The following is a 25,307-nucleotide window of genomic DNA, read 5'->3' on the forward strand; positions in this document are numbered from 1 at the left end:
CGCGGTGCATGCGCAGGGCCTGACTCGCCGCTTCGGTGAACTGCTGGCCGTGGACAAGGTCGACCTGACCGTCCCGCGCGGGCAGGTGTACGGCTTCCTGGGCCCGAACGGGTCAGGCAAGTCGACCACCATCCGCATGCTGTGCGGCCTGCTGGAACCCAGTGCGGGGCAGATCGAGGTGCTGGGCCTGGCGGTTCCCGAGCAGGCCGAAGCACTGCGCCGGCGCATCGGCTACATGACCCAGCGCTTCTCGCTGTACGAAGACCTGTCGGTACGCGAGAACCTGGAATTCCTCGCCGCCATCCAGGACCTGCCGCGCAACCAGGCCCGGCAACGGGTCGATGCGCTGCTGCAGCAGTACCGGTTGCAGGACCGGCAGCCGCAGCTGGCCGGCACGCTCAGTGGTGGACAGAAGCAGCGCCTGGCCCTGGCCGGCGCCGTGGTGCATTCGCCCGAACTGCTGTTCCTGGATGAGCCGACCAGCGCGGTCGACCCGGAATCGCGCCGCGACTTCTGGGAGGCCCTGTTCGAACTGGCCGACGCGGGAACCACGGTGCTGGTTTCGACCCATTACATGGACGAAGCCGAGCGCTGCCATCGCCTGGCGATCCTTGATCGCGGCGCACTGGTGGCCGACGGCACGCCGGCCGAGCTCTGTTCACGGCTGCAAGGACGCACGCTGCAGGTCACGTCATCGCAGCCACGCCAGGCCAGCCGCGTGCTGGCCGAGCTGCCCGGCGTGCTGAGCGTGGCGCAGATCGGCACCCATCTGCGCGTGCTGTGCAATGAGGGCGCAGCGGATGTCGCAGTGCTGCGGCGCGCGCTGGCCAGCGCCGACCCGCAAGCGCATATCGAAATCGTGGCGCCGAACCTGGAGGACGTGTTCGTGGCCGCCACCCGTGGCCGTGGCAGGGAGCCAGCGGCATGAACCTGCGCAGGCTGTGGGCGATCATGCTCAAGGAGCTGCGGCAGCTGCGCCGCGACCGCATCACGCTGGCGATGATCGTCGGCATTCCGGTGATGCAACTGCTGCTGTTCGGGTATGCGATCAACCTCAACCTGCGCCACCTCGATGCGGGTATCGCCAACCAGGCCAACAGCGCCGCCTCACGCGCGCTGGTGCAGGACATGGCCGCCACCGGCGTGATCACGCCACGCAGCGAGGCCTACACGCCGGACCAGCTGATGCAGGCGCTGCGCCGCGGCGAGATCAGCGTCGGCATCGTGGTGCCGGCGGACTTCGAGCGTCGCCGCTTCGATGGACGCGAAGCAGTACAGGTGCTGGTCGATGGCAGCGACACCGTGGTGCAGAGTGCGGCGATCCAGCTGGCGCAGGTGCCACTGGATACGCGCCCGACCAGCAATACGCGGCCGCTGCGCGAAGGCAGCATTGCCGGTGGCCAGGTCAGCGTGACCAGTTTCTACAACCCGCAACGGCGCTCGGCGGTGAACATCGTGCCCGGCCTGATCGGGGTGATCCTGACCATGACCCTGGTGATGTTCACGGCGGTGGCGGTGGTGCGCGAACGCGAGCGCGGCAACATGGAACTGCTGATCGCCACGCCGGTATCGCGCAGCGAACTGATGGTCGGCAAGGTGCTGCCCTATGCAGCGATCGGTCTGCTGCAGACCACGCTGGTGCTGGTGCTGGGCACCTGGCTGTTCCAGGTGCCGATTCGCGGCAGCCTGCTCGACATCTACCTGGCCGCGGTGCTGCTGGTGCTGGCCAACCTGGCGCTGGGCCTGCTGATCTCCACGCGCGCGCGTTCGCAGTTCCAGGCGATGCAGATGACCCTGTTCCTGTTCCTGCCGTCGATCCTGCTGTCGGGCTTCATGTTCCCGTTCGCCGGCATGCCGCGGCCGGTGCAGTGGCTGGCCGAAGTGCTGCCGCTGACCCACTTCCTGCGCCTGGTGCGCGGCATCATGCTGCGCGGCGCCTCGCTGTGGGAGCTGTGGCACGACGCACTGGCGCTGCTGGCCTTCATCGTGGTGATGATGACCCTGGCGATCCTGCGTTTCCGCAAGCGCCTGGATTGAAGGCAGGGGGTCGGATCCCCGCAGGGGCTCCGACCCCCTTTGCCGGGGACTTATTCCGCCACCACGCGCCCGCGCAGCGAATTGGTCAGCGCTTCGGTGATCAACACATCCACGAACTGCCCGATCAGGCGCGCAGGCGCCGGGAAATTCACCGACCGCATGTTCTCGGTCTTGCCGGTCAGCTCGTTCGGGTTCTTGCGCGACGGCCCTTCCACCAGCACGGTCTGCACGGTACCGACCATCTTCTCCGAGATGCTGGCGGCGTGCGCATTGATGCGCTCCTGCAGGCGCGACAGGCGCGCATGCTTCTCGGCATCGCTGATCGTGTCCTCCAGATCGGCCGCCGGCGTACCCGGTCGACGCGAATAGATGAAGGAGAAACTGTGGTCGAAGCCGATGTCCTCGATCAGCTTCATGGTCTTCTCGAAGTCGGCATCGGTCTCGCCGGGGAAGCCGACGATGAAGTCCGAGCTGATTGAAATGTCCGGGCGCACCGCGCGCAGCTTGCGGATCTTCGACTTGAATTCCAGCGCGGTGTAGCCGCGCTTCATCGCCGACAGCACGCGGTCGCTGCCGGCCTGCACCGGCAGGTGCAGGAAGTTGGCCAGCTGCGGAACGTCGCGGAACGCATCGATCAGCGAATCGCTGAACTCGAGCGGGTGCGAGGTGGTGAAGCGGATGCGGCCGACCCCATCGATCTCGGCGATGGTGCGGATCAGCAGGCCGAGGTCGGCAAACTCACCGTCTCCATACGGGCCGCGATAGGCGTTGACGTTCTGGCCGAGCAGGTTGATCTCGCGCACGCCCTGCGCGGCGAGCTGCGCCACTTCCACCACCACGTCCTCGAACGGGCGGCTGACTTCGGTGCCGCGGGTGTAAGGCACCACGCAGAACGAGCAGTACTTGGAACAGCCTTCCATGATCGACACGAACGCCGAGGCACCTTCGGCGCGTGGCTCGGGCAGGCGGTCGAACTTCTCGATCTCGGGGAAGCTGATGTCCACCTGCGGGCGCTTCTGCTCGCGGCGTGCGCGGATCAGTTCCGGCAGGCGATGCAGGGTCTGCGGACCGAACACAAGGTCCACGAACGGGGCGCGCTTGATGATCGCTTCGCCTTCCTGCGAGGCAACGCAGCCGCCCACGCCGATGATGACCTCGCGGCCCTTGTTCTTCAGGCCCTTCCACACGCCGAGTTGGCTGAACACCTTCTCCTGCGCCTTCTCGCGGATGGAGCAGGTGTTGACCAGGATGACGTCGGCGTCGTCCGGGCTGTCGGTCAGTTCCAGGCCATCGCTGGCGGCAAGCACGTCGGCCATCTTGGCCGAGTCGTACTCGTTCATCTGGCAACCGTGGGTCTTGATGTACAGCTTGCCCTTGACCTGGTCAGGCTTGCGCGGACCAGCGGGCAGGGCAACGAGCGGGGTACCGCCCGGCGTGGCGGGCGGAAAGACGTCTGGCGTCCCGGTCATGGCGCTTAATCCATTCGGGTGGCGGGAAAGCGGGCAATTCTACCCGCATCCCGCGCCAGCCGCCGCGCCCTTGTAGAGCCGAGCCCACGCTCGGCTGCTCTTCCCGCTTCCCATGGGGCAGCCTGGCATGGCCTGGCTCTACTGAAGCCAGCCGAGCGTGGGCTCGGCTCTACAAGGAAAGCCAGCCGGCGCTGCTCCAGCCGGCGCTGCTCCAGCCGGCGCTGCTTATGCCGCCGCCAGCTCCGCATCGATCTGCCGCGAACGGTCGAAGGCGGTCATCGCGCTCATCCGTGCGATGTAATAAGCCGTGGCCGGCGCAGGCTGCACCAGGCCGAAGGCCGTGGTCCAGGCCAGCGCATTGCCCCACAGCACGTCGGCGGCACTCATCGTCTCGCCGAGCAGGTACGGGCCCTGCGCCAGCTGGGCCTCGACCACCTGCAGCACAGTCTCGGCGTCGTTGTACGGCGACATCAGGCGCGGCGGCGGCTCGCGGTGCATCGCCTTGTCGATCATCGCCGGCTCGAAACAGGCACCGTAGAAGGCCATCCAGCGCAGGTAGGGGCCGCGCAGGGCGTCGCCGATCGGCGGGGCCAGCCCCGCCTCCGGATACAGATCGGCCAGGTACAGATAAATGGCGACCTGCTCAGTCACCAGTGCGCCGTTGTGGACGATGGCCGGCACCTTGCCCATCGGGTTGATGGCCAGATAGGCCGGGGCCAGGTTGGCACCGGCCTTCAGGTCCAGCACCTGCATGCGGTAGTCGGCACCCAGCGCTTCGAGCAGGGCCACGGCGCCGCTCGAACGGGATCGGGCGGCGTGGTACAGGGTGATCTGGCGTGAGTTCATGGCATTGCTCCTTGCGGTGGGTGGTGAACTGGATGCCATCCTGAGGCACTATTGCGGACGACTTCTGTCCTCGATTCTTCATGCGCCATACCGCCCATCGACTGCTGCGCCTGATTGCCCTGCTGCAGGCCCGCCGCCAGTGGTCCGGGGCTGAGCTGGCCGAGCGCATGGGCGTGGACCGGCGCAGCATCCGCCGTGATATCGAACGCCTGCGCGAACTGGGCTATCCGGTGCGGGCCTCATCGGGGGTCGGCGGCGGCTATCAGCTCGGGGCAGGGGCACCGGTGCTGCCGATGCTGCTGGACGAGGACGAGGCGACGACCCTGGCGATCGCCCTGCGTGCCGCGTCAGCGACCGTCGCTGGCATCGACGACACCGCGCGGGGCCTGCTGTCCAAGCTCGATCCGCTGGTCCCCACCCGTCGCCGGCGGCAGGCCGGCGAGGTGCATGCGGCGACGGCCACCCTGTCCGACCTTCCCTCCACCGACGCACGCCTGCTGGGACGGCTGGCCCAGCACTGCCGGCAGGCGTCACGGCTGGCCTTCGAGTACCGCAGTGCGCAGGAGGAGGTGACCCAGCGCGAGGTCGAGGCGCAGCATCTGGTCAACTATGGGCGGCGCTGGTACCTGCTGGCCTGGGACCTGGGCCGCCAGGACTGGCGCACCCTGCGCGTGGACCGGATGGGCGCGGTGCGCGAATGCTCCGGGCCGGGCATGCATCGGCGCCCGCCCGCGCCCCCGGACGTGATGGTGCGGCAGGCGGTCAGCCAGGCGCCCTTCGCGCTGCAGGCCATTGTCCGCCTGGCCGGCAACCGCACCGAGCTGGAAGGGCGCATCCCGCCGTGGTGTGGTGTGCTGGAGGCTGATGGTGCCGACCATTGCCTGTTGCGCATGGGCGCCGAGAGCCGCGGCATGATGCTGGCGCAGATCCTCAGCCTGGACCGGGTGCCGGTGGCGTTGTGGACCACACCGCCGGGCCTGCGCGATGAGCTGGCACAGCGTTTGACCGGATTGGGCCAGGTGCTGGCTGTGCCGCCGGTCACAGGCTGAGCCACATCGCTTGGCAAGCCCCGGCGAAGCTGGGACACTCGCGGCATGAAGGGGATACTGGGGACAACGGCGATCATCATCGCTGCGCTGACCGCTGCGCCGGCCAGCGCTGGCACCCTGTACAAGTGCCAGGGCGCCGACGGGGTCACCAGCTACGTTAGCAAGCGAGTGGCCGGCGCGCGTTGCAGCAGCATCAGCTACAGCCGTGATACCCGCCCGGCACCGCGCCCCGTGGTGGCCGCACCGAAGCCTGCGCCGACCTCGGTGGCCAGCATCGAACGCAATCCGGTCGCCGTGGCGGCCAGCGCCGCTGCGCCCGCTGCAGTCGCGCCGACGCCTGCTGCACCCGCGCCTGCCGCGGTACCGACGGCCTCGCGGGCCGGGCGGATGGTCAGCGGCCAGGTCTATTCCTTCATGAAGGATGGGGTGCGCCACTACACCAGTGCGCGGCCGACCCAGGTCGCCAACCTCGGCCCGGTGCGTACCATCCGCTACAGTTTCATGGAGCGCTGTTATGCCTGTGGCGTCAACCCACGCGTGGACTTCGGTTCGGTGCGCTTGAACACCACCGCGTTCCAGACCGAGATCACCTCGGCCGCACGCGAGTTCGGCGTCGAGGAGGCCGTGGTGCGTGCCATCATCCACGCCGAATCGGCCTACAACCCGACCGCGCTCAGCCGCGCCGGCGCGCAGGGGCTGATGCAGCTGATGCCGCCGACAGCCGCGCGCTTCGGGGTCAGCGATTCCTATGATGCGGGGCAGAACATCCGTGGTGGCGTGCAGTATCTTGCGTGGTTGCTGAAGCGCTTCAATGGCGACCTGACCCTGGCCGCGGCCGGCTACAACGCCGGCGAAGGCGCGGTCGACCGCCACGGTGGCGTGCCGCCCTACAGCGAGACCCAGTACTACGTGCGCCGGGTTGGGCAGCTGGCCGAGCGTTACCGCACCGCATTGACACACCAGTAGTGCAGGCCGCTGGCCGGCAACCCCGTAATCAATGTTGTTGCAATGCGTTGTGTGGCGCGCGACGGTTCCGCTACACTCGCCCATGATTCAATGCGGCTCTGGCCCCCACCGGATCCGCTGGCAGCCTTAAAGCTACCTAATCAATATCGGAGTGCCGGATGGCCAACGATGGGGTACACGATCCAGTCAACACCGGACGTCGGCGTTTTCTTTCTGCCACCACTGCTGTGGTTGGCGCCGTCGGCGTCGGATTCACCGCCGTTCCTTTCATCAAATCCTGGAACCCCAGTGCCCGTGCCAAGCTTGCCGGTGCACCGGTGGTGGCCGACATCAGCGCCCTGCAGGAAGGCCAACGCCTGATCGTGGAGTGGCGTGGCCAGCCGATCTGGATCGTCAAGCGGTCCAAGGCGATCCTGGATGCACTGCACGGGCTGGATGGCCGCCTCAAGGACCCCGAGTCCGGCGAGAAGGACCAGCAGCCGGACTACGTGCTGAAGCAGAACCCCGAGCTGCGCTCGATCAAGCCGGACATCTCCGTGCTGGTCGGCCTGTGCACGCACCTGGGCTGCTCGCCGGAAATGGTCGCCGAGATCCGGCCTGAGCCCTACGACCCGCAGTGGAAGGGGGGCTACTTCTGCCCCTGCCACAAGTCGCGCTTCGACATGTCCGGCCGCGTCTTCAAGGATGTGCCGGCACCGATCAACCTGAAGGTGCCCGCGCACCATTACCAGGACGACAACACCATCATCATCGGTGTCGATCCGCAGGGGGCAGCCTGATGGCCAATATCCTCGCCCGTACCGCCAGCGGCGTCGCCGACTGGGTCAATGCCCGCGCGCCGGGCCTGATGCCGGTCTATCGCAAGCACGTCAGCGAGTACTACGCGCCGAAGAACTTCAACATCTGGTACTACTTCGGCTCGCTGGCACTGCTGGTGCTGGTCAACCAGATCGTCACCGGCATCTTCCTGACGATGCACTACAAGACCAGCGCCGCCGAGGCGTTCGGCTCCATCGAATACATCATGCGTGATGTGGAGTGGGGCTGGCTGATCCGCTACATGCACTCCACCGGCGCCTCGCTGTTCTTCATCGTGGTCTACCTGCACATGTTCCGCGGCCTGCTGTACGGCAGCTACCAGAAGCCGCGCGAGCTGGTGTGGATCCTGGGCATGCTGATCTACCTGGTGCTGATGGCCGAGGCCTTCATGGGCTATGTGCTGCCGTGGGGCCAGATGTCGTTCTGGGGCGCCAAAGTGATCATCTCGCTGTTCGGCGCGATACCGGTGATCGGCAACGGCCTGACCGAATGGATCATGGGCGACTACCTGCCCAGTGACGCCACGCTCAACCGCTTCTTCGCGCTGCACGTCATCGCACTGCCGCTGGTGCTGCTGTTGCTGGTGGTGCTGCATCTGGGCGCGCTGCACGAAGTGGGGTCGAACAACCCCGATGGCGTGGAGATCAAGAAGGGGCCGAAGGGCAACCGCTGGTCGCCGAATGCTCCGGCCGACGGTATTCCGTTCCATCCGTACTACACGCTCAAGGATGGTGTCGGCGCCGGCTTCCTGCTGATCATCGCCGCCTTCATCATCTTCTTCGCACCGGGCTTCGGCGGCCTGTTCCTGGAACACGACAACTTCACCGAGGCCAACCGCCTGGTGACCCCCGAACACATCAAGCCGGTCTGGTACTACACGCCTTACTACGCGATGTTGCGCGTGGTACCGAACAAGCTCGGTGGCGTGCTGGTGATGTTCTCGGCCATTGCGATCCTGTTCCTGGTGCCGTGGCTGGACAAGGCCAGGGTGAAGTCGGTGCGCTACCGCGGCTGGATCTCGAAGGTGATGCTGGGCGTGCTGGCGGTGTGCTTCGTGTGGCTGGGCGTGATCGGCTCCGGCCCGGGCACCGACGTGCATGAAACCTACATCGGGCGGGTGCTGACCTTCCTGTACTTCGCGTTCTTCATCACCATGCCGCTATGGACAAGGTTGGACAAGACCAAGCCGGTACCGGAGAGGGTGACCACGCATGACTGAGCGCTGGATGGTCCGGCTGGCCCTGACGGCCACCCTGATGCTGGGCAGTTTCCTGGCCTCCGCCGCCGAGGGCGGCACCAAGCTGCTGCAGGCCGGCAACGACCTCGGTGACCGCGCCTCGCTGCAGCGGGGTGCGCAGCTGTACATGAACTACTGCTCCGGCTGCCACGCGCTGAAGTACCTGCGCTACTCGCGGATGGCGCAGGACCTGGGCCTGACCGAAGAAGAGGTGATGAACAACCTCAACTTCACCGGCTCGGCGATCGGCGACCCGATCCCGGTGGCGATGCCCAAGGAGAACGCGGAGAAGTGGTTCGGCAAGATGCCGCCCGATCTCAGCCTGATCTCGCGCGTACGGGGCAGTGACTGGGTTTACACCTATCTCAAGTCGTTCTATCTGGACAGCAGTCGCCCGCTGGGCTGGAACAACGCGCTGTTCGCCAACGCCTCCATGCCCAACCCGCTGTGGGAGATGCAGGGGCTTCAGCATGCAGTGCACGGCAAGGCGGAAGCGCCCGGTATGGACCCGCCGGTGACCGGCCTGAAGATTGAAACGCCGGGATCGGTCGATGCCGGGCAGTACGACCAGGCCGTGCGGGACATCACCAACTTCCTCGAATACGCCGGCGAACCGGCCGCACTCAAGCGCCAGCAGCTGGGCGTGTGGGTGATCCTGTTCCTGGCCCTGCTGACCTTCCTGCTGTACCTGCTGAAGAAGGAATACTGGAAGGACGTTCACTGATTCTGCCACCGGCCATCGCATGGGCCTATTGGCTTTTGTGATGGTCGGTTGCACACTCGGGGAGGAGTCGACCGCTGGCACGGTGCCGGCGGCGCCGATGCGGCAGGCGGTCTCCTGTCGTGGGAGAGCCTTTGATGGCGGCGAGCGTACGCATGCGCAATACACTGACGCTGTTTTCCTCGAACGACGACGTACTGTGCCACCGTGTACGCCTGGTCCTGGCGGCCAAGGGCGTCACCTTCGACTTCGTTCCGGTCGATCCGCAGAACCCGCCTGAAGACCTGATCGACCTCAATCCGTACCACTCGGTGCCGACCCTGGTCGAACGCGAGCTGGTGCTGTACGCCGCATCGGTGGTCAGCGAGTACCTGGATGAGCGCTACCCGCATCCGCCACTGATGCCGGTCGACCCGTTGTCGCGTGCACGCATCCGCCTGGCCATGCTCCGCATCGAGCACGACTGGGTGCCGCAGGTGCAGGCCGTCCAGCTGGGCAACAAGACCCAGGCCGAGGCCGGGCGCAAGCGCCTGAAGGAACTGCTGACCGCCTCGCTGCCGCTGTTCAAGGCCAGCAAGTTCTTCCTCAACCCGGAAATGAGCCTGGCCGACTGCGCGATGGCGCCGATCATCTGGCGCCTGCAGTCGCTGGATGTGCCGCTGCCGAAGGACGGCAAGGCGATCGAGGACTACGGCAACCGCATCTTCCGCCATCCGGGATTTGTCCGCAGCCTGACCGAGCAGGAAAAGAAACTGCGCGACCTGCCGGTCTGATCCGGCCCCGCGTTACCCGTCTGCACGCCGACCGGCGTGCAGACGATCCGCCCCGGCGGGGCGCCGGGCGCGTACACTTCACGCATGACCGAAGACTTCTTCCACATGACCAGCCACCGCCCGTACCTGCTGCGGGCGCTGGTGGAATGGATCAACGACAACCAGCTGACCCCGCACATCCTGGTCGACGCCGGCGTCCCCGGCGTGCAGGTCCCGCCTTCGGCGGTCAAGGATGGCCGGGTCGTGCTCAACATCGCCGAACGTGCCGTGGTGCGGCTGATGATCGACAACGAAATGGTGAGCTTCTCGGCCCGCTTCTCCGGAACCAGCTACCCGGTGCAGGTGCCGATCAGCGCCGTGCTGGCGGTCTACGCCCGCGAGACCGGGCAGGGCATGGCATTGCCGGATGACATTCCGGGCAACGAAACCGCACCGACCCGCGATGAGCTGCTGCACGAGGAAGGCACGCCGCCGGACGACACGCCGCCGGCCAGTCCGCCGCCGAAGGGCCGCCCGAACCTGCGCGTGGTCAAGTAACCCTTCCGACGCCGCCTCGATGGGCGGCGTCTTCCTTTGCAGGTTTTACCGGTGGGTGCCGGAATTGTGTGGGTGCCGACCGTTGGTCGGCACACCTTCAGTTCTTACACATCCTCGGCGTCCTCCACATCCGGCCGGATCTGGCTGATCCGCGCGGCACCGGGGCCGGTGAACGAGATCAGCTGGTCGCCACGCAGCACCATGCGGCCCACGTGGCGATCGATGCCATCGTAGGAATACTCGAATTTGAAGGTGCGCTCGAAACCGAGCCGGCCATCCTCGCCACGCGACAGTCGCAGGCCGGTGGCGTGCACCGCCTGGTCCAGCCACTGCACGTCGGCGGCGCGGCAGGCATTGCGTCCCAGCTCGACCGCGCGCTCGGCGGCCGAGCGTGCGGCGTTCCAGAAGAAGTAGATGATTCCGCCGGCAATCAACAACAGCAGCAGGGTAGGCATGGCGTCAGCCGTCAGAGGTCGATCCGGGAAAGATGGCGGCGAACGTGCGCTGGATCAAGCACGGGTATCACCGCCTCGGCGGTGGCTGGCCCGTCGTCGGCGCTGCGGGCGCGTTGGCCGGTACGGCCTGCATCGGCGCTGCGGAGGGTGACGGCATCACCAATGGCGCAGTCGCGGTCAGCTGCAGCAGCGCTGCCCAGTCCTGGCGGTTGAAGCTGCATTCGTCCTCGCGGCCCGGCGTGCAGCTGGGGTCGATGCCGGTGCTGTTGCGTTCGCGTGCCGGGGGCAGCTTGATCAGCCCGGTGCGGTCCAGCGGCAGCAACCGCATCGCCACGGTGTTCATCACGTTGCCACCGACCAGGTACAGGGTCTGGTCGCCTCCCAGGTTGGCAGCCACCACCACTTCGCAATGCGATTTCCAGTGGCCCACCGAACCGTTGCCCAGCGCCTGCACCAGCCCGCTGTGGCTGAGCGTCGTGCTGCGGTCGCGCAGGAAGCACAACAGGTCGCCCGGTGCGGGCTTTGCGGTCGCGGGATCGACCAGCCGGTACGGCACGCCCGAGGGGCCGCCCTGGTACGCGGCACGGATGTAGTCGATGTGGCGCGGCGACGTGTTGAAGCCGGGAACGCCGGCCTGCACCATCACCCAGGAAATGAAAGCGGCCGACCACGGGTTGTCGATCAGGAACGCGCGGCAGTCGCTGTCGGTGTAGCGCGTGCCCAGTGGTGCCAGACAGCTGCTGGCGCCGGCGATGCTGCCCATCGCGTTGAGCGTGCCGCTGTTGCGCCAGTAGCCGGCCACGCGCTGCCAGGCGATCAGGCCGTTGTCGGCCAGGTGATCGCTTTCGGCTTCGGTGACGCTGAGGCTGGCGGCGCGGCCATCGCGATCGATGAAGGGCCGGAACCACAACCGGTGCTCGTTGCAGGCGGTATTGCGGATGGCCACCGCCAATGGGCTCAGGCCGAAGCGGGGAGGGACATCGCAGGCTTCAGCGGCTGCGGCGGACAAGGGGGCTGCCGCGAGCAGCAGACAGGCAGGCAAGAGCATCCGGCGCATGCGCGGCTCCTGTGGGGGATGCCCGCAGCGTCGCAGAGGCTGGCGTAGCCGAGCCGTGAAGGCGCCCGGGTCGTGTAGAGCCGAGCCTACGCTCGGCTCATCGCGCAAAGCGGGTGCCGGGCGCGCCGCAGATCGAGAAGCAGCCGAGCGTGGGCTCGGCTCTACAAGGTCCCGTAGGCCTCAAGCCGGCGGCGGGCCCAGCTTCAACGACAGATCGATGGCCTGCACATGCTTGGTCAGTCCGCCGATGGAGATGCAATCGACGCCATCCTCAGCGATCGAGCGCAGGCCGCCCAGGCCGACGCTGCCGGAGACTTCCAGCGGAATGCGTCCGGCGGTGATGCGCACCGCCTCGCGGCGCAGGTCGGGACTGAAGTCATCCAGCAGGATGCGTTCGCAACCGGCTTCGAGCGCCTGGCGCAGCTGTGCCAGGTCTTCGACCTCGACCACCAGTGGCAGCGCAGGCCACTGCCGGCGTGCGGCGGCCACCGCCGCGGCCAGCGAACCGGCGGCGCGGATGTGGTTCTCCTTCAGCATCACCGTGTCGTACAGGCCGAAGCGGTGGTTTTCGCCGCCGCCGCAGCGCACCGCGTACTTCTGCGCCAGGCGCAGGCCGGGCAGGGTCTTGCGGGTGTCGAGGATGCGGGTACCGGTACCGGCCACCGCGGCCACGTAGCGGGCAGTGGTGGTCGCCGTGCCGGACAGCGTCTGCAGGAAGTTCAGCGAAGTGCGCTCGGCACTGACCAGGCTGCGGCTGCGCCCGTGCAGCAGGGCCAGCACGGTGCCGGCGGTGACGGCATCGCCTTCGGCGATGTGCCATTCAATGCGCACGTCAGGGTCGAGCGCGCGATGGGTAGCGTCGAACCAAGGGCGCCCGGCGATCACCGCATCCTGCTTGCACAGCAGGTAGGCGCTGTCGGCCTGGTCGGGGAGCAGGGCGGCGGTGACATCACCGCTGCCCAGGTCCTCGGCCAGCGCGCGCGCGACATCGGCGGCGACAATGGCCGCATCCGGCGTCGGCAGCGTGCTCATGCCGCCGGGAAGTCGGCGATCTGGGCGGTCGGAATGGCTTCCTCGGCCAGCAGCACCGGGATGCCGTCGTCGACGCGGAACACCTGCTTGCGGTCACGGGTGACCAGCGCCTCGCGCAGCGGCTGCGCCAGCGGGTTGCCATCGGCCTTGGTCACCGTGCCGGCGGAAATGGCCTTGTTGAGGGCTTCCAGGCCCTTGCCATCCAGCAGGGACAGGGGCTGGCGGGTGTCCGGGGACACCAGCAGGTCGAGCAGCTTGCGATCCATGGTTCTTCGTCTTGCGTGGAAGACGGCTAGAATACGTCTTTAAGGCAGGTGACGGCCAATGACCCCCAACCCGATCGCGCCGCTTGTCGGCATCGTCATGGGTTCCCGTTCCGACTGGGAAACCATGCAGCACGCCGCCCAGAAGCTTGAAGCCCTGGGTGTTCCGTTCGAAGTGAAGGTGGTGTCCGCGCATCGGACGCCGGATGTGTTGTTCAGTTACGCCGAGCAGGCGGGCCCGCGTGGCCTGCGCGCGATCATCGCCGGTGCCGGCGGGGCCGCGCACCTGCCGGGCATGATCGCGGCCAAGACCGCCGTGCCGGTGCTGGGCGTGCCGGTGCAGTCCAAGGCCCTCAACGGAATGGATTCCCTGCTGTCGATCGTGCAGATGCCGGCCGGCATCCCGGTCGCCACCTTCGCCATCGGCAACGCCGGCGCCTCCAACGCCGCGCTGTTCGCGGCGGCGATGCTGGCCAGCGACCAGCCGGCGATCGGCCAGGCGCTCGATGCCTTCCGTGCACGCCAGACCGAAGACGTGATGGCCCACGACGATCCGCGCCAATGAGCCTGACTGTCGGCATCCTGGGCGGCGGCCAGCTCGCCCGCATGATGGTCCTGGCCGGTGCGCCGCTGGGGCTGCGCTTCGAACTGTACGACCCGGCCGCCGACGCCTGCAGCGGCCCGCTGGCGCCGCTCACCGTGGGCGCCTTCGACGACCCCCAGGCCTTGGCGGACTTCGCCGCCAAGGTCGATGTGGTCACCTTCGATTTCGAGAACGTGCCTGCCGACAGTGCACAGTTCCTGGCCGACCGCGTGCCGGTCTATCCGCCGCCGGCCGCGCTGGCGGTGGCCCAGGACCGGTTGAGCGAGAAGACCCTGTTCCAGCAGCTGGGTATTCCGCTGCCGGCCTTCGCCGACATCCGCAGCCGCGACGAGCTGGCGGCGAAGGTGGCTGAGTTCGGCCTGCCGTGCATCCTCAAGACCCGCCGCCTCGGCTACGACGGCAAGGGTCAGTTCCGCCTGCGCAGCGAAGCCGACATCGACGCCGCATGGGATGCGCTCGGTGCCCAGGTGGAGCGCACCGGACTGATCCTGGAAGGCTTCGTGGCCTTCCAGCGCGAGGTCAGCGTGGTGGCCGTGCGTGGCCGCGATGGCAGCTTCGAAGCCTGGCCGGTCACCGGCAACTGGCATGTCGACGGCGTGCTATCGGCCAGCGTGGCACCGGCGGTGCTGTCCGACGCCGAGCAGCAGGCAGCGATCGGCTATGCCCGCCGCGTCGCCGAGCACCTGCAGTATGTGGGCGTGTTCGCGCTGGAGCTGTTCTGCCGTGATGGTGAGCTGCTGGCCAACGAGATGGCACCGCGCGTGCACAACTCCGGCCACTGGACCATCGAAGGCAGCGAGACCTCGCAGTTCGAGAACCATCTGCGTGCGGTGCTGGGCCTGCCGCTGGGCAGCACCCGCATGCTCGGCCATGCCTGCATGCTGAACTGGCTGGGCGCGATGCCCGATCCGGCGCCGGTGCTGGGTCAGGCCAGTGGCCATTGGCACGACTACGGCAAGGAGCCGCGCGAAGGTCGCAAGGTCGGCCACGCCACGTTGCGCGACGATGATGCCGCTGCATTGGCCGATGCGCTGGACCAGGTCGGCCTGGAGCTGGACCGCCAGGCCCAGGTGGCGCCGGCGGTGCACGCGCTGCGCAACCGCTGAGCCCGGGCGTGCCGGCCAATGGCCGGCACAACCTTGTATGCCTGCAACGGTGTGGCGCGCCGGTGCAGGCATCGGCGCACCATTGCCGGTGGTAGCGTGGAGCTCCTTTCACAGGAGTCACGACCATGCTCGACTGGAATGCCTACCGCAAGGAACTGAAGGGCCGCATTGGCGAGATCGGCAAGCTCTCGCCGGACACGGTCAAGGGCTACGCCACCCTGGCCAATGCCGGTGCCCAGACCAACCACCTGGATGCCAAGACCCGTGAGCTGATCGCATTGGCGGTGGCGGTGACCACCCGCTGTGACGGCTGCATCACCGTGCACGTGGACGCGGCGCTGAAGCATGGCGCCAGCCGCGAGGAAATCGCCGAAGCACTGGGCGTGGCGGTGTCGCTCAACGCCGGCGCGGCGCTGGTGTACTCGGCGCGGGTGATGGACGCGGTGGCTGCGCACGAGAACGCGTGACGCTCCGCTCTGCATTTCGGTAGCGCCGGCCGCTGGCCGGCAACCCCGGTGTCCTTGTACGTCCAGTGGGTTGCCGGCCAGCGGCCGGCACTACCCCGTGACCGAGCCGCTGCCTCAGCGCAGTTGGCTCTCGGCGAATTCCCAGTTGACCATCTGCCAGAAGGCATCCAGGTAACGCGCGCGATCATTCTGGTAATCGGTGTAGTAGGCGTGCTCCCAGACATCGCAGCACAGCAGCGGGGTGCTTTCGCCGGTCAGTGGCGTGCCGGCGTTGCGGGTGGCCTGGATGCCGAGCTGGCCACCGGGGTGCTGCACCAGCCACACCCAGCCCGAGCCGAACAGGCCCAGCGCGGTGCGGTTGAATTCCTCGCGCAGGCGCTGCGCATCACCGAACTGGCGCTTGACCAGCTCGCCCAGCCGGCCCTGCGGCTCGCCGCCGCCGCGCGGGCGCAGGCACTGCCAATAGAAGCCGTGGTTCCAGGCCTGGGCGGCCGCATCGAACAGCGTGCCCTGGGCATGGCGCACGATCTCTTCCAGTGACGCCTCCTCCCACTCGGTGCCGAGAGTGCCGGCGTTGACCGCGTCAACGTAGGCGCGGTGGTGGCGGCCGTGATGCAACTCAACGGTCTGCGCGGACAGGTGGGGCTGCAGGGAGCCGGGGAGGTAGGGCAGGGCAGGCAATTCGACGGGCATGGACAGGTTCGTGGCCAGGGGGACGGCGGCAGCCTGTTCCATCCGCTTACAATGGCGGCTACCGTGGGCAGTCTAGCCGACCATCACGGTCGGTTTGTCCGGCGAAGCAAGGAGTGTGGTTGTGGCGGTAATGCAGCAAATCCAGGCCGAGGTCGATCGTTACCCGCTCGTGCTGTTCATGAAGGGCACCCCGCAATACCCGATGTGCGGCTTTTCCAGTCGCGCCGTGCAGGCGTTGATGGCAGCCGGCGCCGTCACCCTGCGCACTGTCAACGTGCTCGAAGAGCCGGAGATCCGCGCCAACCTGCCGCGCTTTTCCAATCTGCCGACCTTCCCGCAGCTGTTCATCAATGGTGAGTTGATCGGCGGCTGCGACATCGTCATGGAACTGTTTGAATCCGGCGAGCTCAAGCGCATCGTCGAAGAGGCGACCCAGGGATGAGTGCCTGGCCGTCGACGTCACCGACTGACGGGGCGATCGATGGCCGCCCGTTGCAGGATCGCGTCGTACTGGTCGCCGGCGCCGGGGGAGGGCTGGGCAGTGCCGCGGCGGTCGCCGCAGCCGCAGCCGGTGCCACCGTGGTCCTGCTGGGACGCAAGCCGCGCCGGCTGGACCGGGTCTATGCCCAGGTCCAGGCGGTCGGTCCGGAACCGCTTCTGTACCCGCTGGACCTGGAAGGCGCCAGCCCCGATGACTATGCCGAACTGGCCCAGGCCCTGCAGCGCGAGCTGGGGCGACTGGATGGACTGCTGGTCTGCGCCGCGCATTTCCCCGGGCTGACTCCGTTTGAACTGGCTGACCCGGCCAGTTTCGCCCGTGCGGTCCATGTCACCCTGACCGCACCGGCCTGGCTGGCCCAGGCCTGCCTGCCGCTGCTGCGGCAACGCGAGGATGCCGCCATGGTGTTCGCGGTCGATGCCCCCGACCGGGTGGGGCAGGCCTATTGGGGGGGGTATGGCGTAGCCCAGCACGGCCTGCGTGGCCTGATCGCCAGCCTGCACGATGAACTGGGCCGCAGTCCCGTCCGGGTCAGCGGCCTGTACCCAGGCCCCCTGCGCACGGCGCTTCGGGCCCGCGCCTATTCCGTGGACCAGGACCCGGCTGCGCAAGGCCCGGAAGCCGCGGCGGCCGCCGCGGTGACCCTGCTGTCCGCCGCTGGGAGCACCTGGCGCGGGCAGATTCTCGATGCCAGTGAGACGCCCCGGGAAGGTGAGCCCTGTGGAAAGACGGAGTGAAGAACCCGTCACGATTGCGTTGCGAACCGGTGCCGTTTGTCGCACAACCGTCACATTGATGGCGTAGCGTGTTAATCTAGTGTTAACCGTTAGGGCTGCCTTCAGCCGAGCGGTAGGGAACCCCAGATAACTCTCCGATCAGCCACCCGCAGGGCTGCTTGGATGCGCTTTTTTTCCGCCATCGCCAACTCGCATCGAGGCTACCGAAAAATGACCCACCCACTCCGGATGTCCAAGCTTACCCTTGGTCTCGTGGCTGCACTTGCTGCCGCTCCCGCCTTCGCCCAGAGCAGCACCTCCGCCGGTGTCGGCGGCCAGGTGATGTCCGCTGCAGGCCAGCCTGTCGCCGGCGCTGAAGTCACCATCACGCACACCGAGTCGGGCACTGTTTCGCGTGCCACCACCGATGCGTCGGGCCGATACAACGCGCGCGGCCTGCGCGTGGGTGGTCCGTACACCATCACCATCACCAAGTCCGGTGAAGGCACCAAGACCGAGGAAGGTGTCTACCTGAACCTGAACCAGGTCAACACCGTCAACGCCAACCTGGGCGGTGACCTGGCTGCAACCAACCTGGACGCGGTGAACGTTGTTGCCACCGCCGGCGGCCTGGACCTGTTCAGTGCCAACAAGATGGGCACCGGCACCAACGTGACCCGCGAAACGATGGATGCGCTGCCGTCGGCCAGCCGCAACATCCAGGACTACGTGCGTCTCGACCCGCGCATCTCGCAGGTCAGCAAGGCGGACGGCGCGATCTCGGCCGGCGGCCAGAACACCCGTTACAACGCCATCCGCATCGACGGCATCAGCGCCTCCGATCCGTTCGGCCTGGGGTCCAACAACCTGCCGACCGAGCGTCAGCCGGTGTCGATGGACGCCATCCAGGAAATCAACATCGACCTGGCCAACTACGACACCACCATCGCCGGTGGCACCGGCGCGGTGATCAACGCCGTGACCAAGTCGGGTACCAATGAATTCCACGGCACCGTGTACGGTTCGTACCGCGACAAGGACATGGTCCGCTCGCGCCTGGAAGGTGACAAGCAGGACTTCAACGGCTTCGAGGACGAGAAGACCTACGGCATGACCTTCGGCGGTCCGATCGTCAAGGACAAGCTGTTCTTCTTCACCAACTATGAAAAGTACGAGCGCTCGGCTGCCGGCGTCGCCCTGAGCGACACGCCGATCGGCCGTGGCACCATCACCCAGCAGCAGATCACCGACGTCCAGAACTTCCTGGGCAAGCTGGGCTACGACCCGGGCAGCCTGGCGGCGCCGAACAGCAAGACCGAGATCGAAGAGTACGCGGTCAAGCTGGACTGGAACATCAACGAGAACCACCGTGCGGCCCTGCGCTACAACAAGATGGAGCAGAACGTCGTTCGCTTCCCGCAGGTCAGCAGCAGCGCCATCTCGCTGAGCAACTTCTGGTACCAGCAGCCGACCCAGTACGAAACCTGGATGGGCGAACTGTTCAGTGACTGGTCCGAGAACTTCTCGACCGAGTTCAAGGTCTCGCACAAGGATTACTCGGCCAACCGCGTCCCGCTGGTGGACATGCCGCAGATCCGCATCAAGTCGGGCAACGATTCGCTGTACGTCGGTACCGAACAGAACACCCACGTCAACATCGTCGAGTCGAAGGAACTGAGCGCCTTTGGTGCCGGTACCTGGTACATCGGTGACCACACCGTCAAGTTCGGCTTCGATTACTCGAAGAATGACCTGATGAACTTCTACGGCCGCAACCTCAACGGCGTGTACGAATTCAACAGCGTCAACGATTTCCTGGCGGGCAAGGCTTCGCGCTACCAGCTGCGCGCTCCGCGCGCCGATGGCAGCCGCAGCGACATCCCGGCCGACTTCACCCTGAAGAACACCGGCGTGTTCGTGCAGGACACCTGGGCGATCAACTACAACCTGAACCTGATGTTCGGCGTGCGCATCGACATGCCTGACTTCAGCACCCAGCGCCTGTACAACCCGCGCATCGAGCAGCTGTACGGCTTCAACAACACCAAGCTGGTCGACAAGAACCTGGTGCAGCCGCGCGTCGGCTTCAACTACACCTTCGACAGCGATCGCCCGACCCAGCTGCGCGGTGGCGTGGGCCTGTTCGGCGGCGCCGCCCCGAACGTGTGGCTGGCAGGTGCCTACCAGAACACCGGCCTGAACTACATCGAGTACGACGAGCGCAGCATCCCGGCCGGTGCCTTCACTCCGGACGGCAACAACCCGTACATCCCGGCCGGTGGCCCGGCTTCGGCCCGTCAGAACGTCGACATCATCGCGCCGGGCACCCGCCTGCCGTCGGTGTGGAAGGCCAACCTGGCGTTCGACCATGAGCTGCCGTGGTACGGCATCGTCGCGTCGGCCGAAGTGCTGTTCACCAAGGTCAAGGACGGCATCTACTTCGACCGTCTGGACGTGTCGGCGCCGACCGCCTTCGGTCAGGATGGCCGCGCGATCTACTGGAACGCGGCTGGCCGCAACCAGGCCAATACCCGTATCGACAAGGGTGTCGACTACGGCATGTCGACCGGTACCAAGGGTGCGGTTGACCGCGCCAACCGTCCGTCCGACATCGGCGACGTGCTGGTCCTGCGTAACACCGACAAGGGCCGCGGCACCCAGGCCACCTTCTCGCTGGCCAAGCCGTTGACCGAGAACTGGGGCTGGTCGCTGGGTTACACCTACACCAAGTCCACCGAAGTCAGCCCGCTGTCCAGCTCGCAGAACACCTCGAACTGGAACAACACGCTGATCTTCAATGCCAACGAGAACGTGGCCTACAACTCGCGTTATGCGATGAAGGACCGCGTCACCGGCACCCTGGAGTGGAAGCACAACTTCTTCGGTGACAACGCCACCCGCGTCGGCCTGTTCTACGAAGGCCGTTCGGGCCGTCCGTACAGCTACATCTTCTACAACGATGCCAACGGCGACGGTGCTGCCACCAACGACCTGTTCTACGTGCCGAAGGGTCCGGGCGACGTGCTGTTCACCGGCGGTGCCGCGATGGAGAAGCAGTTCTTCGACTGGCTGGCGCAGAACCCGGAACTCGATGCCTACCGTGGCAGCGTGGTCCCGGCCAACCGCCACCGCGCCTCGTGGGTCAACAGCTTCGACGTCCGCGTCAGCCAGGAATTCCCGGGCTTCATGAAGGGTCACAAGGGTGAAGTCGCCCTGGACATCATGAATGTCGGCAACCTGCTGAACAAGAAGTGGGGCCTGATCGACGACTACGGCTTCTACTCGACCCGTCGCGTTGCCAACTACGCAGGTATCGATCCGGCCACCGGCAAGTACGTGTACTCCTTCACTGGTTCGACCGACAACCCGTCGGTGCAGGAAAACAACAACGACAAGGGCAACACCGCCGTGTCGCGTTGGTCGATGCAGCTGACCCTGAAGTACAAGTTCTGATCCATCAGCGCTTGAAGCGGTAAGTGGAAACGGCCGGGGAAACCCGGCCGTTTCCCGTTCAGGCGAAAGTCCTTGCAGGGCGTGGGGCAACGGCGTAGCATCCAGAAATGTGCGCGGTGCCAACGCCGCCGATGCGGTCCCGGAATGGCGGACGCGGGTGGCACACATCCAACGGTCGGGTTTCCCGGCCGTTTTGCTTTTTAAGGGGGCGGCAGTACAGTCGGAAACCTTGAAGGAAGCGAAAAATTGGATATGACCACGAACGAAAAATCGGCCCGTGCACTGCCGGTGCAGGATGCCCGGATCTACCCGCGCGGTGGGCTGGATGTGCTGTCGCGGGCCGAGGTGGCCCGCCTGCGCGATGCCTCCGCCGGCGGCATGCATGAGCTGCTGCGCCGCTGCGCGCTGGCCGTGCTGACCAGCGGCAGCGCCTCGGACGATCCGCGCGCCGCGCGCGATCTCTACCCTGATTTCGACATCCAGGTGGCGCAGCAGGATCGTGGCGTGCGCATCGATCTGGTCAACGCGCCGGCGATGGCCTTCGTCGACGGCGAGATCATCCGCGGCGTCGCCGAACTGCTGTTCGCCGTCGTGCGCGACCTGGCCTACATGGCCATCGAAATGGGCCCGGCCTACGCGGCCGAGCTGGAGTCATCCGAGGGCATCACCAACGCGGTGTTCGGCCTGCTGCGCAACGCGCGCATCCTCAATCCGGGTGATCCGAACCTGGTGGTGTGCTGGGGCGGACACTCGATCTCGCGCGACGAATACCTGTACACCAAGCAGGTGGGCTATGAACTGGGCCTGCGCGGCCTGGACATCTGCACCGGCTGTGGCCCGGGTGCGATGAAGGGCCCGATGAAGGGTGCCACCATCGCCCACGCCAAGCAGCGCCGTACCGCGACGCGTTACATCGGCCTGACCGAGCCGGGCATCATCGCCGCCGAGTCGCCGAACCCGATCGTCAACCACCTGGTGATCATGCCGGACATCGAGAAGCGCCTTGAGGCCTTCGTCCGCATCGGGCACGGCATCATCGTGTTCGCCGGTGGCGTCGGCACCGCCGAAGAGATCCTGTACCTGCTCGGCATCCTGCTGCGCGAGGAGAACAAGGACCTGCCGTTCCCGCTGATCCTGACCGGCCCGACGGTAGCGGCACCGTACTTCGAGCAGATTGATCGCTTCATCCGCCTGACCCTGGGCGATGCGGCTGCCGAGCGCTACGAGATCATCATCGGCGACCCGGTGGCGGTTGCGAAGAAGATGGCCACTGGCATCAAGCGCGTGCGCGAGCACCGCCTGGCGCAGAAGGACTCGTTCTTCTTCAACTGGTCGATCGAGATTCCGTGGGAGTACCAGCAGCCGTTCGTACCCACCCACGAAGCGATGGCGGCGTTGGACCTGCACCACGGGCGTGCCCCGCACGCGCTGGCGGCCGACCTGCGCCGCGCGTTCTCGGGCATCGTCGCCGGCAACGTGAAGGAAGACGGCATGCGCCGCATCGAGCAGTTCGGGCCGTTCCAGATCCACGGCGACCCGGACATGATGCAGGCGCTGGATGCGCTGCTGCGCGCCTTCGTCGAACAGCGCCGGATGAAGATCTCCGGCGAGTACCAGCCCTGCTACCAGGTGCTGGCCTGAACCCGGGCCGGCGCGATGGGGATCGCGCCGGCACTGGCAGGGAAGGGCGGGTCGTCAAGCCTTTGACGCCCGTCGCCCCGGATTGACCGTTCATCCTGCCGCCGCTTGCCGGTGGCGGGGCGATGGCCCATCGTGGCCACCAACACGCTGGGGAGCGTCCAATGTCTTTGCGCCGGCAAAACGGCTTCACGCTGGTTGAACTGATGGTCACGCTGGCCGTCTTCGTGGTCCTGGCGTCGATTGCCTATCCGAGCTTCCGCGGCATGATCCGCTCGAACCGGCTGGCGACCGCCAACAACGAGCTGATCGCGCTGGCCAACCTGGCCCGCAGCGAAGGCATCCGCAACAGCAACGGTGGCGGCGTCTGTGGCAGCGCCGATGGCAAAGCCTGTGATGGCGACTGGTCCAAGGGGGTACTGGCCTGGTCGGACCTGGATGGCGACGGCCAGATGGGCAGCAATGACGTCGCGCTGCGCTTTTCACAGGGCAATCCGCAGCTGAGCGTAGTTGGCCCGCCGGGCGCGGTCATCGCCTTCGACGGGCGCGGCCGGCGCAGGGCGGTCGCCGATCAGACGCTGGTGCTGTCGCCGGATGCGTGCAAGGCCGGCGAATCGAAAAGCACGTTGACGATCAACCAATCCGGCCAGGTCCGGGTGACCAAGGGAACCTGCTCATGAGCCGCCGCAACCTGGCCCGCCCGCGTTCGTCGCAGGGGGGCTTCAGCCTGATCGAAGTGATGGTGGCGGTGCTGATCCTGGCATTCGGGCTGCTGGGCTTCGCCCTGCTGCAGACCACCAACGTCCGCTTCGTGCAGAGCGCGAACTACCGCACCCAGGCGACCAACCTGGCCAACGACCTGATCGAACTGATGCGCGCGCAGCGCACCGACACCCTGGCCGGTGGCGCCTATTCCTCGGCCTCGTTCTCGGCCGGCTCGGTGAAGCCCAGCGGCGCCTGCGCCTGGCCGACCGGCGCCGCCGTGACGCCGCAGGCGAACGTCGCGCGCTGGCAGTGCGAGGTCGCACGCACGCTGGGCGAGAAGGCCAGCGCACAGGTGACCTTCGTGCAGAGCACCGGCGAGGTCACCGTGGCCATCAGCTGGGGTGACCAGCGCTGGGATCCGAAGGACCCCGACAGCCTTACCACCTTCGGCCTGACGACCTTCCTGTGAACATGCCCATGAGTCCAATTTCGCGCACCCGAGGCCTGTCGCTGATCGAACTGATGATCGCCATGGTCATCGGCCTGGTCCTGATGCTGGGCGTCACCCAGATCTTCATCGCCTCGCGTGCGGCATCGCGCCTGTCCGAAGGTGCGGCCCGTACCCAGGAGAACGCGCGCTTCGCGCTGGACTTCCTGCAGCGTGACCTGCGCATGGCCGGCCACTTCGGCTGCGTCAACGACCAGGCCCATGTGGTCAAGAACACCGGCGATGTGGGTTATCACCTGGGCATCAGCTCGGGCAGTGGCGACCCGCAGGATTTCTCGGTTCCGGTGCAGGGGTATGAGGCGGCAGGTACGGCGCCGGGCGCCACCCTGACCCTGGGCCGCGCGTGGAGCGCGGCGCAGTCGGTGCCGAAGAGCATCGCCAACCTCAAGCCGGCGCCACTGCCGGGCAGCGACATCCTGGTGCTGCGCCTGATGAGTCCGGAAGGGGCCGTGGTGACCGGCATCTCCGTGGCCGCGGGCGCGACCACGCTGACCGTCTCCAGTGATGGCATGGCCCGGCTGAAGGCCAACGCCGCAGGTGCGCCGACGGTCTTCGGCATAGCCGACTGCACCCGTGCCGACGTGTTCCCGGCCACCATCAGCGGTTCGACGGTGAAGGTGGACAAGGTCGACCTGAGCAACTATTCGATCAACAACGCGATGACCATGCTGTATCGCGCCGATGGCATGGCGTACTACATCGCGACCAATCCCAATGGCGAGCCGGCGCTTTACCGGGCACGCGCGAATGGCGCCGGCGGCTACGCCGATGGCGAGGAGCTGGTGGAAGGCATCGAGAACATGCAGTTCCTGTACGGACTGGATGCCACCCCGGATATCGCCCTGCCCACGCCGCCGACCGGTCGCATCGTCGACCAGCGCGTGGCCAGTGCGGTCAGCACCGGTACCGATGCCACCGCCGCAGGGCAGTGGCGCCGCGTCGGCATGGTGCAGGTCGGCCTGCTGGCGCGCAGCCCGCAGCGTGCGTCGGCCGAGGCGCCGGGCAGCGCGGCCACCTATCCGGCCATCCTCGGGGTGGGCTTTGCCCCGGCCGATCCTTACGACCAGCGCCATCGGGGCGCCTATGAAGCGTCCGTTGCGCTGCGCAACCGCTTGTTCGGGAACTGACGACCATGCGCACTCATCCTTCCTCCCGACGCCGTCCCTTCGTTGCCCAGGCACGACAGCAGGGTGCCGTTCTCTACGTCGCGCTGATCATGCTGGTGCTGCTGGCCCTGCTGGGCGTCATCGGCATGCAGGTGGCCGGCATGCAGGAGCGCATGGCGGCCGGCTACCGGGCGACCAACATGGCGTTCCAGAACGCCGAAGGCGCGGCACGCAGCGCCGAGAACGCGGTGGAGAACATCGCCAATCGCAAGGATGCCGGTGCCAATCCGGCCGTAGCGTCCGCCGACATCAGCCAGCAGTGCGATGACGGCTTCGATCCGTCGGCCTGGGTCGCGAAAACCAAGCTGGGCAGCAAGCCGGCCATCTATGTCCGTGAGATCCAGGGTTGCATCCAGGGGGAGGGTGCGCTGGACATGGGCAAGTCGGTGGAGAAGCCAACGCCGGTCTACCAGATCACGACCTATGCCGGTGATACCACCAGTGATGCGACGTCGCGTGCGGCGATCGATACCGTATTCAAGCTGTGAGGG

At 66.7% G+C, this 25,307-nt stretch carries 27 protein-coding genes; 20 read left to right on the top strand and 7 right to left on the bottom strand.

Going from position 1 to position 25,307, the window contains the following annotated elements; all coding sequences use genetic code 11:
• Window positions 1-4 precede the first annotated feature (4 nt).
• Both ACSYHF_RS06995 and ACSYHF_RS07000 read left to right on the top strand, forming a co-directional pair.
• Window positions 5-928, top strand: a complete 924-nt coding sequence (locus tag ACSYHF_RS06995; RefSeq protein ID WP_005415939.1) for an ABC transporter ATP-binding protein — start codon at window positions 5-7, stop codon at window positions 926-928.
• Complete coding sequence (locus ACSYHF_RS07000) at window positions 925-2,037, top strand: ABC transporter permease (RefSeq protein WP_134956189.1); 1,113 nt, start codon at window positions 925-927, stop codon at window positions 2,035-2,037. Before ACSYHF_RS06995 ends, ACSYHF_RS07000 begins: the two co-directional genes overlap by 4 nt.
• Window positions 2,038-2,087: 50 nt before the next feature.
• Here the strand turns inward: ACSYHF_RS07000 and miaB are convergent, their stop codons facing one another.
• On the bottom strand, window positions 2,088-3,506 hold the full coding sequence (gene miaB, locus ACSYHF_RS07005; protein ID WP_111127091.1) for a tRNA (N6-isopentenyl adenosine(37)-C2)-methylthiotransferase MiaB: 1,419 nt from the start codon (window positions 3,504-3,506) through the stop codon (window positions 2,088-2,090).
• 225 nt (window positions 3,507-3,731) lie between these two features.
• Complete coding sequence (locus ACSYHF_RS07010) at window positions 3,732-4,352, bottom strand: glutathione S-transferase family protein (protein WP_447576204.1); 621 nt, start codon at window positions 4,350-4,352, stop codon at window positions 3,732-3,734.
• A gap of 80 nt (window positions 4,353-4,432) precedes the next feature.
• On the opposite strand from ACSYHF_RS07010, the gene ACSYHF_RS07015 reads away from it, so the two are divergent.
• From ACSYHF_RS07015 to ACSYHF_RS07045, 7 genes are all read left to right on the top strand, one after another.
• Window positions 4,433-5,401: a helix-turn-helix transcriptional regulator gene (locus tag ACSYHF_RS07015; RefSeq protein WP_447576205.1), complete on the top strand. Its 969-nt coding sequence runs from the start codon at window positions 4,433-4,435 to the stop codon at window positions 5,399-5,401.
• A 45-nt stretch (window positions 5,402-5,446) separates the two neighbouring features.
• Window positions 5,447-6,367: a lytic transglycosylase domain-containing protein gene (locus ACSYHF_RS07020; protein ID WP_111174708.1), complete on the top strand. Its 921-nt coding sequence runs from the start codon at window positions 5,447-5,449 to the stop codon at window positions 6,365-6,367.
• A 158-nt stretch (window positions 6,368-6,525) separates the two neighbouring features.
• Window positions 6,526-7,146 (top strand): ubiquinol-cytochrome c reductase iron-sulfur subunit, encoded by a 621-nt coding sequence (petA, locus tag ACSYHF_RS07025; RefSeq protein WP_004151998.1) that lies wholly within the window; start codon window positions 6,526-6,528, stop codon window positions 7,144-7,146.
• Window positions 7,146-8,405 carry a cytochrome b gene (locus ACSYHF_RS07030; protein ID WP_049454044.1) on the top strand — a complete coding sequence of 420 codons (1,260 nt, stop codon included), beginning with the start codon at window positions 7,146-7,148 and terminating at the stop codon, window positions 8,403-8,405. The genes petA and ACSYHF_RS07030 overlap by 1 nt, the downstream gene beginning before the upstream one ends.
• Complete coding sequence (locus tag ACSYHF_RS07035) at window positions 8,398-9,147, top strand: cytochrome c1 (RefSeq protein WP_005415947.1); 750 nt, start codon at window positions 8,398-8,400, stop codon at window positions 9,145-9,147. Before ACSYHF_RS07030 ends, ACSYHF_RS07035 begins: the two co-directional genes overlap by 8 nt.
• Before the next feature lie 134 nt (window positions 9,148-9,281).
• Window positions 9,282-9,917 (top strand): glutathione S-transferase N-terminal domain-containing protein, encoded by a 636-nt coding sequence (locus ACSYHF_RS07040; protein ID WP_111127095.1) that lies wholly within the window; start codon window positions 9,282-9,284, stop codon window positions 9,915-9,917.
• Window positions 9,918-10,001: 84 nt separating this feature from the next.
• A complete protein-coding gene (locus ACSYHF_RS07045) occupies window positions 10,002-10,454 on the top strand; it encodes a ClpXP protease specificity-enhancing factor (protein WP_005415949.1) in 453 nt (150 codons plus the stop codon).
• 104 nt (window positions 10,455-10,558) lie between these two features.
• Here the strand turns inward: ACSYHF_RS07045 and ACSYHF_RS07050 are convergent, their stop codons facing one another.
• The 4 genes from ACSYHF_RS07050 to ACSYHF_RS07065 form a co-directional block, all read right to left on the bottom strand.
• Window positions 10,559-10,909 (bottom strand): DUF3301 domain-containing protein, encoded by a 351-nt coding sequence (locus ACSYHF_RS07050; protein WP_005415950.1) that lies wholly within the window; start codon window positions 10,907-10,909, stop codon window positions 10,559-10,561.
• 67 nt (window positions 10,910-10,976) lie between these two features.
• The gene (locus tag ACSYHF_RS07055) at window positions 10,977-11,966 is read right to left on the bottom strand and encodes a DUF2272 domain-containing protein (protein WP_111127097.1); all 990 of its coding nucleotides are present in this window, start codon (window positions 11,964-11,966) and stop codon (window positions 10,977-10,979) included.
• A 180-nt stretch (window positions 11,967-12,146) separates the two neighbouring features.
• Window positions 12,147-12,998, bottom strand: a complete 852-nt coding sequence (gene nadC / locus ACSYHF_RS07060; RefSeq protein WP_069137946.1) for a carboxylating nicotinate-nucleotide diphosphorylase — start codon at window positions 12,996-12,998, stop codon at window positions 12,147-12,149.
• Window positions 12,995-13,264, bottom strand: a complete 270-nt coding sequence (locus ACSYHF_RS07065; RefSeq protein WP_005415953.1) for a Trm112 family protein — start codon at window positions 13,262-13,264, stop codon at window positions 12,995-12,997. Before ACSYHF_RS07065 ends, nadC begins: the two co-directional genes overlap by 4 nt.
• A gap of 58 nt (window positions 13,265-13,322) precedes the next feature.
• Here ACSYHF_RS07065 and purE point away from each other — a divergent pair, with 58 nt between their 5' ends.
• From purE to ACSYHF_RS07080, 3 genes are all read left to right on the top strand, one after another.
• Complete coding sequence (gene purE / locus ACSYHF_RS07070) at window positions 13,323-13,826, top strand: 5-(carboxyamino)imidazole ribonucleotide mutase (RefSeq protein ID WP_005412808.1); 504 nt, start codon at window positions 13,323-13,325, stop codon at window positions 13,824-13,826.
• Complete coding sequence (locus ACSYHF_RS07075) at window positions 13,823-14,971, top strand: 5-(carboxyamino)imidazole ribonucleotide synthase (RefSeq protein ID WP_447576206.1); 1,149 nt, start codon at window positions 13,823-13,825, stop codon at window positions 14,969-14,971. The genes purE and ACSYHF_RS07075 overlap by 4 nt, the downstream gene beginning before the upstream one ends.
• 125 nt (window positions 14,972-15,096) lie before the next feature.
• A complete protein-coding gene (locus tag ACSYHF_RS07080) occupies window positions 15,097-15,438 on the top strand; it encodes a carboxymuconolactone decarboxylase family protein (protein WP_019659022.1) in 342 nt (113 codons plus the stop codon).
• Between the two features lie 114 nt (window positions 15,439-15,552).
• Here the strand turns inward: ACSYHF_RS07080 and ACSYHF_RS07085 are convergent, their stop codons facing one another.
• Complete coding sequence (locus ACSYHF_RS07085; protein ID WP_032954072.1) at window positions 15,553-16,131, bottom strand: superoxide dismutase; 579 nt, start codon at window positions 16,129-16,131, stop codon at window positions 15,553-15,555.
• 121 nt (window positions 16,132-16,252) lie between these two features.
• Between ACSYHF_RS07085 and grxD the strand changes: the two genes are divergently transcribed.
• From grxD to ACSYHF_RS07125, 8 genes are all read left to right on the top strand, one after another.
• Window positions 16,253-16,573, top strand: coding sequence for a Grx4 family monothiol glutaredoxin (gene grxD / locus ACSYHF_RS07090; RefSeq protein WP_005415957.1), 321 nt, complete (start codon window positions 16,253-16,255; stop codon window positions 16,571-16,573).
• On the top strand, window positions 16,570-17,367 hold the full coding sequence (locus ACSYHF_RS07095; RefSeq protein ID WP_065177381.1) for an SDR family NAD(P)-dependent oxidoreductase: 798 nt from the start codon (window positions 16,570-16,572) through the stop codon (window positions 17,365-17,367). Before grxD ends, ACSYHF_RS07095 begins: the two co-directional genes overlap by 4 nt.
• A 210-nt stretch (window positions 17,368-17,577) precedes the next feature.
• Entirely contained in the window at window positions 17,578-20,799 is a 3,222-nt protein-coding gene (locus tag ACSYHF_RS07100) for a TonB-dependent receptor (protein ID WP_072166746.1), read from the top strand.
• Window positions 20,800-21,051: 252 nt separating this feature from the next.
• Window positions 21,052-22,440 (top strand): nucleotide 5'-monophosphate nucleosidase PpnN, encoded by a 1,389-nt coding sequence (gene ppnN / locus ACSYHF_RS07105; protein WP_005415960.1) that lies wholly within the window; start codon window positions 21,052-21,054, stop codon window positions 22,438-22,440.
• Between the two features lie 161 nt (window positions 22,441-22,601).
• On the top strand, window positions 22,602-23,117 hold the full coding sequence (locus ACSYHF_RS07110; protein WP_005415961.1) for a pilus assembly FimT family protein: 516 nt from the start codon (window positions 22,602-22,604) through the stop codon (window positions 23,115-23,117).
• Entirely contained in the window at window positions 23,114-23,611 is a 498-nt protein-coding gene (gene pilV, locus ACSYHF_RS07115) for a type IV pilus modification protein PilV (protein WP_005415962.1), read from the top strand. The genes ACSYHF_RS07110 and pilV overlap by 4 nt, the downstream gene beginning before the upstream one ends.
• 8 nt (window positions 23,612-23,619) lie before the next feature.
• Window positions 23,620-24,777 (top strand): PilW family protein, encoded by a 1,158-nt coding sequence (locus ACSYHF_RS07120; RefSeq protein WP_005415963.1) that lies wholly within the window; start codon window positions 23,620-23,622, stop codon window positions 24,775-24,777.
• Between the two features lie 5 nt (window positions 24,778-24,782).
• Complete coding sequence (locus ACSYHF_RS07125) at window positions 24,783-25,304, top strand: pilus assembly PilX family protein (RefSeq protein WP_032954069.1); 522 nt, start codon at window positions 24,783-24,785, stop codon at window positions 25,302-25,304.
• The last annotated feature ends 3 nt before the right edge of the window (window positions 25,305-25,307 follow it).

Source organism: Stenotrophomonas maltophilia group sp. P373, assembly GCF_053295075.1.